The 17,036-nt window shown below is 76.4% G+C and carries 1 protein-coding gene; it reads left to right on the top strand.

From position 1 onward, the window contains the following. Positions 1 to 6: 6 nt before the first annotated feature. A complete protein-coding gene (locus ACZ79I_RS14210; protein WP_471504949.1) occupies positions 7 to 16,995 on the top strand; it encodes an SDR family NAD(P)-dependent oxidoreductase in 16,989 nt (5,662 codons plus the stop codon). Positions 16,996 to 17,036 lie beyond the last annotated feature (41 nt).

Genomic DNA, 17,036 nt, shown 5'->3' with positions numbered 1-17,036 from the left:
CTCGCCGTGCCCGAACAACAGCGCCTGCTGGTCGAGTCGGTCCGTGACGTCGCTCTCGCCGCGCTGCGCCGGGCCCGCCCCGGGGCCGAGGACGCCGAGGTGGGACCGGACCTGCCCTTCCGCGATCTCGGCCTCGACTCGCTCGCCCTGGTCGAACTGCAGGAACGCCTCGCCGAGGCCACCGGGCTCGCGATCCCGCCGACCGCGGCCTTCGACCACCCGACGCCCGCCCTGCTGGCCGAGTACCTGCGCGCCGAACTGCTGGGCCTGGCCCCGACGCCCGCGCGCCGCCCTCGGCCGGCGGCCGCCACAACCGCCGTCGACGACGACGCCGACGATCCGGTGGCGATCGTCGGGATCGGCTGCCGCTTCCCCGGCGGCATCGCCGCCCCCGAGGACCTGTGGGCGCTCGTCGACGAGGGCCGCGATGTGCTCGGACCGTTCCCCGACGACCGCGACTGGGACCTGGACAAGCTCTTCGACCCCGATCCGGACCATCCGGGGACGAGCTACGTGGACCGCGGCGGGTTCCTGGACACCGCGACACGGTTCGACCCGGAGTTCTTCGGCATCAGCCCGCGGGAATCCGTGGGCATGGACCCGCAGCAGCGGCTGGTCCTGGAGACGGCGTGGCACGCGCTGGAGCACGCGGGCATCGACCCGCTGTCCCTGCGCGGCAGCGACACCGGCGTCTACGTGGGCTCCGAGTCCCACGAGTACGGCGTGCCCACCGCGCACGCGCCGGAGGGCCTGGGCGGCCATCTGCTCACGGGCAACGCGCCGAGCGTCATCACCGGGCGCGTCGCCTATGTGCTCGGCCTCCAGGGCCCGGCCGTCACCGTCGACACCGCCTGCTCGGGCTCGGCCGTCGGCCTGCATCTGGCGGTGAACGCCCTGCGGCGCGGGGAGTGCGCCCTCGCCCTCGCCGGCGGCGTCGCGGTCATGGGCAGCCCCGGGGTCTTCACGGCGTTCAGCCGGGGGCGCGGACTGGCCGCGGACGGCAGGGTCAAGGCGTTCGCCGCCGCCGCGGACGGCACCGGCTTCTCCGAAGGCGTCGGCCTGTTCGTCCTCGAACGGCTCTCCGACGCCCGGCGGCTCGGGCACCGCGTCCTGGCGCTGGTGCGCGGGACCGCCGTCAACCAGGACGGCGCCTCGAACGGGCTGACCGCGCCCAGCGGCACGGCGCAGCAGCGGCTGATCGGCCAGGCCCTGGCCGACGCGGGCCTGGTCTCCTCCGACGTCGACGCCCTGGACGCGCACGGCACGGGCACCCGGCTGGGCGATCCGATCGAGGCCCGCGCGGTCCTCGCCGCCTACGGGCAGGACCGGCCCGGGGACGCGCCCCTGTGGCTCGGCTCGGTCAAGTCGAACCTCGGGCACACCCAGGCCGCCTCCGGCGCCGCGAGCGTCATCAAGATGGTGATGGCGCTGCGGCACGACCGTCTGCCGCGGTCGCTGCACATCGACGCGCCCTCGCCGCACGTCGACTGGACGGCCGGCGCGGTACGGCTGCTGACCGAGCCGGTGCCGTGGCCGCGGGGCGAGCGTCCGCGCCGGGCCGCGGTGTCGTCGTTCGGGATCAGCGGCACCAACGCGCACATCATCCTGGAGGAGGCCCCCGGGGACGATCCCACCCCGGACCGCGCGCCCGCCCCGGCCCCCGCCGGGAACGCCGCGGACGCCGACCCCGCCGCGGTCGCCGTCCCCGCCGGGGACCCCGTCCTCGCCACCGACGCCGACCCCGCCGCCGTCGCCGTTCCCGCCTGGGACCCCGTCCTCGCCACAGACCCCGTCCCCGCCGCCGTCGCCGCGGTCGCCGTTCCCGCCGCGGACGCCGACCCCGCCGCGGACCTCGACCCCGCCGCCGTCGCCGTCCCCGCCGCGGACCCCGTCCTCGCCACCGACGCCGACCCCGCCGCCGTCGCCGCGGTCGCCGTTCCCGCCGGGGACGCCGGCCCCGCGGCGGACGCCGACCCCGTCCCCGTCCTCGTCACGGCGCGTGGTGCCGCCGCGCTGCGGGCGCAGGCCGTCCGGCTGGCCGAGGCCGGGGCCGAACCCCTCGACCTCGCGTACTCCCTCGCCACCACGCGTGGCGCGCTGGCCGACCGGGCCGTCGTGGTCGCGGGGGACCGCGCGGAACTGGCACGCGGGCTCGACGCCGTGGCGGCCGGGGAGCCGGCGCCCAGCGTTTTCACCGGCACGGCCACGCACGGCGCGCTGGCCTACCTGTTCACCGGCCAGGGCAGCCAGCGCGCCGGAGCCGGACGCGAACTGTACGAGCGTCACCCGGTGTACGCCGACGCGCTCGACGAGGCGGCCGGCCATCTCGGCCTCCAGCTCGACACGCCACTGGCGGACGTCCTGTTCGCCGAGCCCGGCTCCCCCGCCGCCCGGCTGATCGACGGTACCGACTACGCCCAGCCTGCGCTGTTCGCGCTCGAAGTCGCCCTCTACCGGCTCCTGGAGTCGTGGGGGCTGCGGCCGGACGCCCTCGCCGGGCACTCGGTCGGCGAGTTCGCCGCCGCCCATGCCGCCGGGGTCCTCTCCCTGCCCGACGCGGCACTCCTGGTCGCGGCCCGCGGCCGCCTCATGCGGGAACTCCCGGACGGCGGCGCGATGATCGCCGTGGAGGCCACCGAGGACGAGGTCCTGCCGCTGCTGAGCGAGACGGTCGGCATCGCCGCCGTCAACGGCGACCGCGCCCTGGTCGTCTCCGGCGCCGAGACCGAGACCGCGCGGATCGCCGCCCACCTCACCGGCCTCGGACGGCGCGTCAGGCCCCTGCGTGTCTCGCACGCGTTCCACTCGCCGCTGATGACGCCGATGCTGGACGAGTTCCGCCGCACCGCCAAGGCCGTGGACTTCCGGCCGGCCCGCATCCCGATCGTCTCCACCGTGACCGGCCTCCCCACGACCGCCTCCGAACTCGCGGACCCGGACTACTGGGTACGGCACGTCAGCAAGCCCGTACGCTTCCGCGACGCCGTACGCGCCCTCGCGGACCAGGGCGTCACCACATTCCTGGAACTCGGCCCCGACGCCGTCCTGTCGGCGATGGGCCCGGCCTGCGCGGCCGATCCGTCGCCGCTCGCCTTCGTCCCGCTGCTGCGCTCCGGCCGCGACGAACGGCGCACCGTGACGGAGGGCCTCGCGACGGCGGTCGCCCGCGGCGCCGAGGTGGACTGGCCCGCCTACTTCGCAGAACGGGGCGCGCACACCGTCGAGTTGCCGCTGTATCCCTTCCAGCGGCGGCGGTTCTGGCTTCCCCCGCTCCGCCCCGCCGCCGACGCCGAGTCCCTCGGCCAGACCGCGGTGGCGCACCCGATGCTCGGCGCGGCGATCCGCACCGCCGGCTCGGACGGGACCGTGCTGACCGGCCGGGTCTCGCGGTCCGCGCTGCCCTGGCTGGCCGACCACGTGATCGACGGCATCACCCTGATGCCGGGCACCGCCTACCTCGAACTCGCCCTGCGCGCCGGAACGGAGACGGGCTGCCCCGTCGTCGAGGACCTCGCCATGGAAGCACCGCTTCCGATACCGGCGGCCGGCGCCGTCACGCTCCAGGTCCGCGTCGGCCCGGCCGATCCACGTGGCCGCCGTACCGTCGAGATCCACTCACGGGCCGAGGACGCCCCGGACCGGGCGGCGTGGACGCGCAACGCCAGCGGGACCCTCGCCGCGTCCCCCGGCGGCACCCCGGCGCCGGAGCGGGCCGAGTGGCCGCCGCCGGACGCCGTGCCGATCGACGTCACCGGCCTCTACGACGACCTCGCCCGCCAGGGCTACCGGTACGGACCGGCCTTCCAGGGCCTGCGGGCCGTATGGCGGCTCGGCGCCGAGGTGTTCGCCGAGGTCGCGCTGCCCGAAGGAACACCCGACCCCGGATTCGCGCTGCACCCCGCCCTGCTCGACGCGGCACTGCATGCGACGGACTTCGCCTGGGGGACACCGGCCGACGGCCGCATCCGGCTGCCGTTCGCCTGGAGCGGCGTCCGGCCGGCGGCGACCGGCGCGACGGCGGCCCGCGTCCGCATCCTGGCCGCGTCCGACGACCGGGCCGCGATCTCCCTCCACGACCCGGCCGGAAGGCCGCTGGCGACGATCGACTCCTACCGGGTCCGGGCCGTCTCCGAGGAGCAGCTGCGGTCCGCGCGGGCCGCAGCACACGGTCCGCTGTACCGCGTGGACTGGAACGCGATCCCGGTGCGGCCCGCCGACCGGGCGCTGCCGGATCTCGCGGACGCCCACCGGGCGGCCGGACGGCCCGCAGCCGCCGTCCTGCACGTCGGACCGGGCGCAGAAACGGGACCGGGCGCCGTACGCGCCGTCGCCGGAACCGTCCTCGAAGCCGTCCGGGACCATCTCGCCGGTCCCGCCGCATCCGGCTCGGTCCTGGTGATCGCGACACGCGGAGCCGTGGCCGCCGCCGCGGACGAGACCCCCGATCCGGCGTCGGCGGCGGTGTGGGGCCTGGTCCGGTCGGCGCAGGCGGAGCAGCCCGGGCGCCTCGTCCTGGCGGACCTGGACGAATCCCCGGACGCCGCACGGCTCCTCGCCGCGGCGGTCGCGGCGGGCGAGAGCGAGGTGGCCGTACGCTCCGGCCGCGTCCTGGTGCCCGCCCTCGCCCCGGCCCCCGCGGGCGACGACGGGCACGCGGCACACCTCGATCCGCACGGCACGGTCCTCATCACCGGCGGTACGGGCGGAGTCGGTGCGCACGTAGCCCGCCACCTCGCCGCCGTCCACGGAGTCCGCAACCTCCTGCTGGCCGGCCGCGGCGGACCGCGCACCCCGGCGGCCCGGGCCCTGCGCGCGGAACTCGCCGGACTCGGTGCCGACGCCACCATCGCGTCCTGCGACATGGCCGACGCCGGACAGGTGGCCGCGCTGCTGGCGGCGATCCCCGCCGACCGGCCCCTCACCGCGGTCTTCCACGCCGCGGGCGTCCTCGACGACTGCCTCGTCGCCGACCTCACCGCCGAGCGCCTGGAGACGGTGCTGCGCCCGAAGGCCGACGGCGCCTGGCACCTGCACGAGCTCACCCACGACGCCGACCTGGCCGCGTTCGTGCTGTTCTCGTCGACCGCGACGCTCTACGACGCCCCCGGCCAGGCCGGCTACGCCGCCGCCAACAGCTACCTGGACGCGCTCGCCGCCCACCGCCGCGCCCAGGGACTTCCCGCGCTGTCGCTGGTCTGGGGGCTGTGGACCGGCACCGGCATGGGCGCGGGACTCGACGCCGCCGCACTGGCCCGCATCAGACGTTCCGGCCTCGCGCCGCTCAGCGCGGGCGAGAACCTCGGTCTGCTCGACGCCGCCCTCCTCGGCGCACCCCCGGTGGCGGTGCCGGTGCGGATCGACACGCGCGCCCTGCGCGAGCGCACCGACGGCGTCCCCGCGCTGCTGCGGGGCCTGGTCGCCGCCCCGCCGCCCACGGCGCCCGGGCCGGCCTCGTGGCCGGGCGCGTCGTCCGCCGGTACGCTCGCCGCGCTGCCCGCGGCCGAGCGCGCCGAGCATCTGCTCGACCTCGTACGCCTGCACGCGGCGGCCGTCCTGGGGCACGACGGCGCCGACGACGTGGGCCGCTCCCGGAGCTTCAGCGACATGGGCTTCGACTCGCTTTCGGCCGTGGAGCTGCGCGGCCGTCTGAACACCGCGACCGGCCTGTCCCTGCCCGCGACCCTCACCTTCGACTTCCCGACCCCCGACGCGCTGGCCGGGTTCCTGCGGGAGTCGCTCGACCGCATCGCCGCCGAGCGGCCGGCCGCCCCGGCTCCGGCCCGTGTGCGGACGGCGCCCGGCACGACGGACGAGCCGATCGCCATCATCGGCATGGCCTGCCGCTACCCCGGTTCGGTCACCTCCCCCGAGGACCTGTGGCGGCTGGTGGCCGACGGCACGGACGCCATCGGTCCGTTCCCCGCCGACCGCGGCTGGCCCGGGGACCTCTACGACCCGGACGGCACGCGGCCCGGCGGCAGCGTCACCCGGGAGGGCGGATTCCTCTACGACGCCGCGGACTTCGACGCGGACTTCTTCGGCATCAGCCCGCGGGAGGCCCAGGCGATGGACCCGCAGCAGCGGCTGCTCCTGGAGGTCGCCTGGGAGACGCTGGAACGCGCGGGCATCGATCCGCACACGCTGCGCGGCAGCGACACCGGTGTCTACGCGGGCGTCATGTACCACGACTGGGGCATGCGCCTCGGCCCGATGCCCGAGGAGATCGCCGGTTACCTCGGCAACGGCAGCCTGGCCAGTGTCGTGTCCGGACGCGTCGCCTACGCGCTCGGCTTCGAGGGCCCGGCCCTGACCGTCGACACGGCGTGTTCGTCGTCGCTGGTCGCGCTGCACCTGGCCGCCCAGGCGCTGCGGAACGGCGAGTGCAAGCTGGCGCTCGCCGGCGGTGTCACCGTGATGTCGACCACCGACACGTTCGTCGACATGAGCCGCCAGGGCGGCCAGGCCCCGGACGGACGCTGCAAGTCGTTCGGCGCGGGCGCCGACGGCACCGGCTGGGGCGAGGGCGTGGGGCTGCTCCTGGTGGAGCGGCTGTCCGACGCGCGCCGCAACGGGCACCGGGTGCTCGCGGTGGTGCGTGGTTCGGCGGTCAACCAGGACGGTGCCTCGAACGGGCTGACGGCGCCGAACGGCCCCGCCCAGCAGCGGGTGATCCGGGCCGCGCTGGCGGCGGCGGGCCTGTCGCCGCGGGACGTCGACATGGTCGAGGGGCACGGCACGGGGACGCGGCTGGGCGACCCGATCGAGGCGCAGGCGCTGCTGGCCACGTACGGCCGGGACCGCGCGCCGGACGATCCGCTCCGGCTCGGCTCCGTCAAGTCGAACATCGGCCACACCCAGGCGGCGGCAGGCGTGGCCGGCATCATCAAGACCGTACTGGCGATGGAGCACGGGGTGCTCCCGAAGTCCCTGCACGCCGCCGAGCGTTCCGGCCAGGTCGACTGGTCGCAGGGCGCGGTGGAACTCCTCGCCGACGCGATGCCCTGGCCCGACCGCGGAGGCGCCCGGCGGGCCGCCGTCTCCTCCTTCGGGATCAGCGGCACCAACGCCCACGTGATCCTGGAGCAGGCCCCGCCCGCGAAGGACGCGGCGGAGCCCGAGCACGGGCGGCCGCCCGCCGGCCGCACCGTCGTGCCGTGGGTCGTGTCGGGCCGGTCCGCCCGGGCACTTCGCGCGCAGACCGAGCGGCTCGGCGCGTTCGCCGCGGCGATGACCGACGCGGATCCCGGCGGCCTCGCCGACCTCGGCGCGGCGCTCGCCACCGGGCGCGCGGCACTCGAACACCGCGCCGTCGTCCTCGGCGCGGACCGGGAGACCCTGCTCCGCGCCCTGGCGGCGCCGCAGATCACCGACACCGTCCACGACGGCAGGCTGGCGTTCCTGTTCACCGGCCAGGGCGCGCAGCGCCTCGGCATGGGACGCGAGGCGCATGCCGCCTTCCCGGTCTTCGCCGAGGCGTTCGACGAGGTGCTCGCCGCGCTGGACCCGCACCTGGACCGCCCGCTGCGCGACGTCATGTGGGGCGACGAGGCACCACTGCTCGACCGGACCGAGTACGCCCAGCCGGCGCTGTTCGCCGTCGAGGCGGCGCTGTTCCGGCTGCTCGGCTCCTGGGGTGTGCGCCCCGACTACCTGCTCGGCCACTCGATCGGCGAACTCACCGCGGCGTACGTCGCCGGAGTGTGGTCCCTCGCCGACGCGGCCACACTGGTGGCCGCGCGGGGCCGCCTCATGCAGGCGCTGCCCGCGGGCGGCACGATGGCCGCCGTACGGGCTCCCGAGGCGGAGGTGGCGGCCCGGCTCACCGGGAGCGTCGGCATCGCCGCGGTCAACGGCCCCACCTCGACGGTGATCTCCGGTGAGGCGGGCGAAGTCCGGCGGATCGCGGCCGAGTTCGCGGCGCGGGGCGCCGCGGCCACCGAGCTCAGGGTCAGCCACGCGTTCCACTCGCCGCTGATGGAACCGATGCTGGAGCCGTTCGCCGCGGTCGCCCGCGGACTGTCGTACGCGGCACCCGGCATCCCCCTCGTCTCCTCCGTCACCGGCGAGCTGACGGACCCGGCCGCCTTCCGCGAACCCGGCTACTGGGTGCGGCAGGTGCGGGAAACGGTCCGCTTCGGCGCCGGGATCAGGACCCTGTGCGGGCGGGGGACCGCCACGGCACTGGAACTCGGGCCCGACGCCGTCCTGACCGCGGCGGGCCCGGAGAGCGCAGGCGACGCCGACCTCGCGTTCGCCGCCACCATGCGCCGCACCGGCGCGGAGGAGGAGGCGGTCGTCGCCGGGCTCGGCCGCGTGCACGCGCGGGGCGGCGCCGTCGACTGGGACGCCTTCTTCGAGGGCCGCACCGGGCGCCGCGACCGGCTGCCGACCTATGCGTTCCAGCACCGCCGCTACTGGCTCGACGCCGTCCCGGCCGCCGGCGACGTCGGCGCGGCCGGCCAGGACGCCGTGGGCCATCCGATGCTGGCCGCCGCGATCACCGGACCGGGATCCGAGGCCGTCGTCCTCACCGGCCGTCTGACCCCCGGCAAGCCGGGCTGGATCGCCGACCACGACGTCCTCGGCAACGTCCTGCTTCCCGGCACCGGCTTCGTGGAGATCGCCCTCCGCGCCGGCGAGTACACCGGCTGCGGCCGGATCGAGGAACTGACGCTGGAACGGCCGCTGTCGCTGACGGACCCGGTGGTGCTGCGGGTGAGCGTGGGCGCCGCCGCGGACGACGGATCGCGCACCCTCCACATCCACACGCGGCCCGAGGGCTCCGACGGGGACACCTGGACCCGCCACGCGACCGGTCTCCTCGCGGCAGGCGACGGCGGCGACACGGCCGACGACGGCGAGGCGTCGGAGGCGTTCGCCGCACTCGCCGCGTGGCCGCCGCCCCACGCCGTGGAGCTGCCGGTCACCGACGCCTACGACCGCCTGGCCGCACGCGGCTACGACTACGGCCCCGCGTTCCAGGGGCTGCGCCGCGCGTGGCGTGCCGGTGACGATGTCTTCGCCGAGGTCGAGCCGCCCGCGGACACCGCGGCCGAAGCGGCCTCGTACCGGCTGCACCCCGCCCTGCTCGACGCCGCGATGCACGCCGATCTGCTGGCCGACGGCGGTGAGGGTCCGACACTCCTCCCGTTCTCGTGGAGGGGGGTCAGCCTGAAGACGGCCGGAAGCAGCACCCTCCGGGTGCGGCTGCGCCGGCTGCGCGGCGAGGAGGAGACCCAGATCGCCGCCACCGACGCGGACGGCACGCCGGTGCTGTGGGTCCGTTCGCTGGCGAGCCGCGCCGTGAGCGCCGAGCAGCTCGCGCCGCGCACCGGCGGCGGCTCGCTGCTGCGGCTGGACTGGATCCCGGCGGAGGGCGCCCAGGGAGCCGTACCACGCCACGAGCTGCTGACGGTCGCCCCCCGGCCCGGCGAGGGGCCCGCGCCCCGGGCCGCCCTGGCGGCCGCCGCCCGGGTGCTGTCCGGGGTACGGTCCTGGCTCGCCGACGACACCACCGCCGACTCGGTGCTCGTGGTGGGGACCGTGCGCGGTGTCGCGGCCCGGCCCGGCGAGACGGCCGATGTCGCACAGGCCCCGGTGTGGGGTCTGGTCCGCGCGGCGCAGGCCGAGAACCCCGGCCGGATCGTGCTCGTCGACCTGGACGGGACGGCCGGGTTCGACCCGTCGGTGCTCGCGCTCGGCGAACCGGAGATCGCGGTCCGCGACGGCGTCGTCCTCGTTCCCCGCCTCGCTCCGCTGCCGCAGCGGCCACCGGTCCCCCCGGACGACCGCTCGGCCGCCTGGCGGGGCACGGTCCTGATCACCGGCGGCGCGGGCGGCCTCGGCGGCCTCCTGGCCCGGCACCTCGTACGGCACCACGGCACCCGGCGCCTGGTCCTGACCGGTCGCCGCGGGCCCGGCACACCCGGCGCCGCCGGACTGCGGGCCGAACTCGCCGCTCTCGGGGCCGAGGCCACCGTGGTGTCCTGCGACGTCACCGACCGGGCGGCGCTCGAAGCGGTCCTCGCCGCGATCCCCGCCGAGCAGCCGCTCACCGCGGTGATCCACGCCGCGGGCGTGGCCGGCGACGGGCTCACCACCGACCTCACCGAGGAGCACCTCGCGGACGTGATGCGGCCGAAGGCCGACGGCGCCTGGCATCTGCACGAGCTGACCCGTGACCTGGACCTCAAGGCGTTCGTCCTGCTGTCCTCCGCGGGCGGTACGGCGCTGGCCGCCGGGCAGGGCACCTACGCGGCGGCCAACGTCTTCCTCGACGCCCTCGCCGCCCACCGCCGCTCCCAGGGCCTCGCGGCGCAGGCACTCGGCTACGGCATGTGGGCCGTCGACACCGGGCTCGGGGGCGCTCTCACCGACGCCGAACTGGAGCGCATGGCGCGGCTCGGGCTGCCCGCGCTCGACCCGGACGACGCGCTGGCCCTCTTCGACTCCGCGCTGCGGACCGACGAGCCGTGCGTCACCGTGCTGCGCACCGAACGCCGGGCCCTGGCCGCCCGCCGCGACCGGCTCCCGGCGGTGCTCCGCGGCCTGGCACCCGCCCGCAGGGTTCCGCCCCGTCAGCCGGGCGGGTCCGGCCGGTTCGACGGACTGACCGGATTCCGGCGGCAGCGCGCCCTGCTGGACGAGGTGCGCGGCACGCTGGCCGCGGTCCTCGGCCACGCGAGCCCCGACGCGATCGACCCCGACCGCCCCCTGCGCGACCTCGGCGTGGACTCCCTGGCGGCGGTCGAGCTGCGCAACGCGCTCAGCTCGGCGACCGGGACCCGGCTGCCCGCGACCCTGGTCTTCGACCAGCCGACGATCCGCGCCGTCGCGGCCTTCCTCGACGCCCGCCTGACCGCGGCTGCGCCTGCGACGCCTGCGGCTCCGGCCGCGACCTCCGCCGGCTCGGCGGCAACGCCCGCGGACTCCGCCGTGGCGCCTGCGGGTTCGTCGGCTGTGCCTGTGGACTTCGCCGCGACGCCCGGGAGTTCCGCGGTGGCGTCCGCGGATTCTGCCGTGGTGCCTGCGGGTTCGCCGACTGCGCCCGCGGATTCCGCCGTGGCGCCTGGGGGTTCCGCGGTGGTGTCCGCGGATTCCGCTGTGACGTCTGTGGGTTCGTCGGCTGTGCCTGTGGACTTCGCCGCGACGCCTGGGGGTTCCGCGGTGGGGTCCGCGGATTCCGCTGTGACGTCTGTGGGTTCGTCGGCTGTGCCTGTGGATTCCGCCGCGACGCCTGGGGGTTCCGCGGTGGGGTCCGCGGATTCCGCTGTGACGTCTGTGGGTTCGTCGGCTGTGCCTGTGGACTTCGCCGTGGCGCCCGGGAGTTCCGCGGTGGGGTCCGCGGGTTCCGCGGTGGTGCCTGCGGGTTCGCCGACTGCGCCCGCGGACTCCGCCGTGGCGTCCTCGGGCCCGGCCGCAACGCCCGTGGCTTCAGGCGGAACGCCCGCCGCCTCCGCGGCCGCGCCCGCGGGCTCCGCGGCGGCCGGCGTGCGGGCCGACGGCTCGCGGGACGAGCGTCCTGCCGGCGCGGACGAGACGATCGCGATCGTCGGCATCGGCTGCCGGTTCCCCGGCGGTGTCCGGGGCGCCGAGGACCTGTGGCGACTCGTCGCCGAAGGCCGCGACGCCATCACCGACTTCCCCCGGGACCGCGGCTGGAACACCGAGACGATCTACGACCCGGAGCCCGGCCTCCCGGGCCGCACCTATGTGAAGCGGGGCGGCTTCCTGCACGACGCCGCCGACTTCGACCCCGAGTTCTTCGGCATCATGCCGCGCGAGGCCGTCGCCATGGACCCGCAGCAGCGTCTGCTGCTGGAGACCACCTGGGAGGCGTTCGAGGACGCCGGCATCGACGCGCACACACTGCGGGGCAGCCGGACCGGCGTGTACGTCGGCATCATGTACGCCGAGTACGGCCGCCGCCCCGGCACCGCCCCCGACGATCTGTCCGGCTACCTTGGCAACGGCAGCGCGGGCAGCATCGCGTCGGGCCGGGTGTCGTACTGCCTCGGTCTGGAGGGCCCGGCGATCACCGTGGACACGGCGTGCTCGTCCTCGCTGGTCGCCCTGCACACGGCCGTTCAGGCGCTGCGTGCCGGGGAGACGACGCTCGCCGTCGCCGGTGGCGTCACGGTGATGCCCACCCCCGACATCTTCGTCGACTTCAGCCGGCAGCGAGGACTGTCGGCAGACGGCCGGTGCCGGGCCTTCTCCGCCTCGGCCGACGGCACCGGATGGTCGGAAGGCGTGGGCGTGGTCGTGCTGGAGCGGCTGTCCGACGCGCGCCGCAACGGGCACCGGGTGCTCGCGGTGGTGCGTGGTTCGGCGGTCAACCAGGACGGTGCCTCGAACGGGCTGACGGCGCCGAACGGCCCCGCCCAGCAGCGGGTGATCCGGGCCGCGCTGGCGGCGGCGGGCCTGTCGCCGCGGGACGTCGACATGGTCGAGGGGCACGGCACGGGGACGCGGCTGGGCGACCCGATCGAGGCGCAGGCACTGCTGGCCACGTACGGCCGGGACCGCGCGCCGGGACGGCCCCTGTGGCTGGGGTCCGTCAAGTCGAACATCGGCCATGCGCAGGCGGCGGCCGGGATCAGCGGCGTCATCAAGACGGTGATGGCGCTGCGGCACCGCGAACTGCCGATGACGCTCCACGCCGACGAGCCCAGCCACCAGGTCGACTGGACCGAGGGCGACGTGCGGCTGCTGACCCGCGCCCGGCCCTGGGACGCGCGCGGTCCGCGCCGGGCGGCGGTCTCCTCGTTCGGGCTGAGCGGCACCAACGCCCATGTGATCCTGGAGGAGGCGCCCGAGGAGCCCGCCCGGACCCCCGCGCCCCGGCAGCCCGTACCGGCCCCGGTCCCGCTGCTCCTGTCCGCCGCCTCCGCGCGCCGGCTCCCCGCCCAGGCCGCCCGGCTGCGCGCGCGCATCGCCGCCGACCCGTCGCTGCGGCTGGCCGACCTCGCCTACTCGCTGGCCACCACACGCGCGGCCCTCAAACACCGGGCCGCGGTCTTCGCCGGTGATCTGGAGGAGGCGGTGCGCGGACTGTCCGCACTCGCCGAGCAAGGCGCCGCGGATCCGGCCGCGCCCCCCGTACCGGTCCGCAGCCTCGTCGCCGACACCGGTGGCGTCATGGGCTTCCTCTTCTCCGGCCAGGGCTGCCAGCGGCCCGGCATGGGCCGCGAACTGGCGGCCGCCCACCCGGTGTTCGCGGCCGCCTTCGACGAGGTCTGCGACCTCATGGACCCGCTGCTCGACCGCCCGCTGCGCACCGTGGTCCACTCGGCGGACTCCACCGAGCTCGACCGGACCTCGTACACGCAGACCGCGCTGTTCGCCTTCGAGGTCGCCCTCTTCCGGCTCCTGGAGTCCTGGGGGGTGCGGCCGGAGATGGTCGCCGGCCACTCGGTCGGCGAGGTCGCCGCGGCGCATGTGGCGGGCGTGATGTCGCTGCCCGACGCGTGCCGTCTGGTCGCCGCGCGGGGCCGGCTCATGCAGGCGCTGCCGCCGGGCGGGGCCATGGTCGCCGTCCGCGCCGCCGAGGAGGACGTACGTCCCCTGCTCACCGCGGGCGTCGCCGTCGCCGCGGTGAACGGCCCCGCGGCGACGGTCGTCTCGGGAACGGAGGACGAGGTGCTGGCCGTCGCGGCCCGCTTCCCGAAGACCGCGAGGCTGAACGTCTCGCACGCCTTCCACTCGCCGCTCATGGAGCCGATGCTGGACGAGTTCCGGGCCGTGGCGGAGACGATCGCCTTCCGGGAACCGGCACTGCCGCTCGTCTCGACCGTCACCGGCCGGCTCGCCGCACCCGGCGAACTCACCTCGGCGGACTACTGGGTCCGGCAGGTCCGGGACACCGTCCGCTTCGCCGACTGCGTGCGGACCATGGCCGGGCAGGGTGCCGTCCGCTTCCTGGAGGTGGGGCCGGACGCGGTGCTCGCGCCGCTGGCCGCCGCCACCCTCGACGGCCACCGGTCGCTCGCGGTGCCGTCGGCCCGCAAGGGCGCCGACGAGGTCCGCACCCTCACCGAGAGCCTGGCCGCCCTGCACACCGACGGCGCCGGCATCGACTGGCGGGCCGTCCTGGACGGCACCGGCGCGCACCGCGTCGATCTGCCGACCTACGCCTTCGAGGCCCGGCGGTTCTGGTTCGATCCGGAACCGGTGGCCGCGGGCGCCGCGGCGCACGGCCAGGACGATGCCGCCCACCGGCTGCTCACCGCGGTGGTTGCGGCGCCGGAGACCGGGGGAGTCACCCTGACCGGCCGGCTGTCGCACACCACACAGCCGTGGCTGGCCGATCACGACGTCCTCGGCACCGTGATGTTCCCGGGCACGGGCTATGTGGAACTCGCGGTGCGCTCCGGGGAGGAGGTCGGCTGTCCGGTCGTCGAGGAACTGACGATCGAGGCCGTCATGCCGGTGCCCGCGCAGGGGGCGGTCGCCGTCCAGGCCGTCGTGGGCGGCGCCGACGACGACGGCCGCCGCTCGTTCGCCGTGTACTCCCGCATGGAGGGCGCCGGGCAGCACGTTCCGTGGACGCGCCATGTCACGGGCGTACTGGCCCCGGCCGGGGCCGCGCCGTCGCAGACCGCGGACGGCGAGCCGGCCCCGGACCCGGCTGAGGAGCCTTGGAACGGCGACCGGTCCTCGTGGCCGCCGGCGGGCGCCGAGCGGGTCGACATCGGTGACGTCTACGACTACCTGACCGGCCAGGGCTACCACTACGGCCCCATGTTCCGCGGGCTGCGCGGCATCTGGCGCAACGGCCGGGAGGTCTTCGCCGAGGTGGCGCTCCCCGACGACGCCGCCGGCGAGGCGTCCCGGTACCGGCTTCACCCCGCACTTCTGGACGCCGCCCTCAGCGCCACCGACTTCCTGGGCGACCGCAAGCCCCAGGACGTCGGGGCGACGATGCTGCCCTTCGCCTGGACCGGGGTGAGCGTGCACTCCGGCGGCGCCTCCCGCCTCAGGGTGCGGATCACCTGGGTCGGGGCCGGCTCGCAGGGATCGGACGCGGTACGGCTGGAACTGGCGGACCCCGGGGGACGTCCGGTGGCGACCGTGGAGTCCCTGGTGGTCCGGGCCGTCACCTCCGACCGGGTCGCGGCCGCCGCCGCCGCGTCCGCGGGGACCCGGATGCGGGAGGGGATGTTCCGGCTGGGCTGGGACTCGCTGCCGCTGGGCACCGCGACCGCGGGCACGGACGGGTGGGCCGTACTGCGGCCGGAGGGCGGCGTCGGCCTCGACCTGCCGGATGTGCCGGTCTTCGCGGACCTCCCCGCGCTCGCCGCCCATGTCGAGGGCGGGGCAGCGGTGCCCGAGGTGATCCTGTTCGCATGCCCGGCCGGTGGGACGGCCCGCGAGGAGGAGATCCCCGCCTCGGTCGGCGGGCTGCTCCACTCGGTGCTGGCACTGCTGCGCCACTGGCTGGCGGACGACCGGTTCGCGTCCTCGCGGCTGGCGGTCGTCACACGCTCGGCCGTCGACACCGACGCGGTCGACCCGGCGCACGCGGCGGTGTGGGGACTGGTCCGCGCCGCGCAGGCCGAACACCCCGGCCGTATCGTCCTGGCCGACCTGTCCGACGACAGGTTCCCCGCGGCCCTCATGGCCACCGGTGAGGCCGAGACCGCCGTGCGCGGCGCCGACATCCACGTGCCGCGGCTGGCACCGGTGCCCGCGTCGGACCCGGAACGGCAGGCGCCCTGGGACACGCACGGCACGGTGCTCGTCACCGGGGGCACCGGCGGGCTGGGGGCCATCGTGGCCCGGCACCTGGTGTCGGCCCACGGCGTCAGGCATCTGCTGCTGGTCAGCCGCCGCGGCGAGGCGGCCCCCGGGGTGAGCGAACTGGTCGGCTCGCTGACCGGACTGGGCGCCGAGGTCCGGGTGGCGGCCTGCGATGTCGCCGACCGGGCCGGGCTCGCCGGCGTACTGGCCGCGATCCCCGCCGACCGCCCGCTGCGCGGCGTCGTGCACGCCGCGGGCACGATGGACAACGCGACCCTCGGCGACCTCACCGCCGGGCAACTGGACCGCGTCGTACGGCCGAAGGTCGACGGCGGCTGGAACCTGCACGTCCTGACCAGGGACCTGGATCTGACGGCGTTCGTGCTCTTCTCCTCCGTCGCGGGGCTCGCCGTCTCCGCCGGACAGGCGAACTACGCGGCCGCGAACCGCTTCCTGGACGCGCTCGCCGCCCGACGCCGCGCCGAGGGCCGGCCCGCGACCTCGCTGTCCTGGGGGCTGTGGACGGCCCGGACCGGCCTCGGCCGCCCCTCGGGCGTGGCCGATCCGGCCGCCGCCGAACGCGACGAGCAGCGGATGGCCGCCTCCGGCCTTCCGCCCTTCTCCGAGGCCGAGGGGCTGGCCCTGTTCGACGAGGCGCTCGCCCTCGACCAGACGGCCCTGGTGCCGGCCCGGATCGACACCGCACGGCTGTCCGAACTGGACGGTGCGCTGCTCGCCCCGGTGCTGCGGGGCCTGGCGGTCCGGACCGGGCCCGCACGGCGGGTCACCGCGGTGACCGCGGGCGGCCGCGCCGTCGTGCCGGCCGGGGTGGACGGGGCGGGGCGTGCCGATGCGTCACTGCGCCGGAAACTGGCGGAGCTGTCGGCCGACGAGGCCACGCGGACGCTGATCGACCTGGTCTGCACCCATGCGGCGGCCGTCCGCCACGGGTCGGCCGAAGACGTCGACGCGGACCGCGGATTCACGGACATGGGACTGGATTCGCTCGCGGCCATCGAACTGCGCAACGGACTGCAGTCCACCACCGGACTGCGTCTTCCCGCGACGGTGATGTTCGACTACCCGAACCCGCGCGCGCTGGCCGGACTGCTGGCCGACGAATTCGGGATCGTGCCCGCCGCGGCGGCGGAGGAGGAAGAAGCGGACGCGGGCGCCGAGATGGAAGAAAAGATCATGGGGCTGAGCGTCGATGAGCTCGTCCGGGCCGCACTCGGCGGCCAGGAGACCGAATAGGCGTGTACGGGGCCCCGGCCGGAACAGGCACTGATTCCGCG

Source organism: Streptomyces sp. PSU-S4-23, assembly GCF_055632315.1.
Note: the sequence above shows the minus strand (reverse complement) of the source record. Positions and strands in the feature narration are given on the sequence as shown.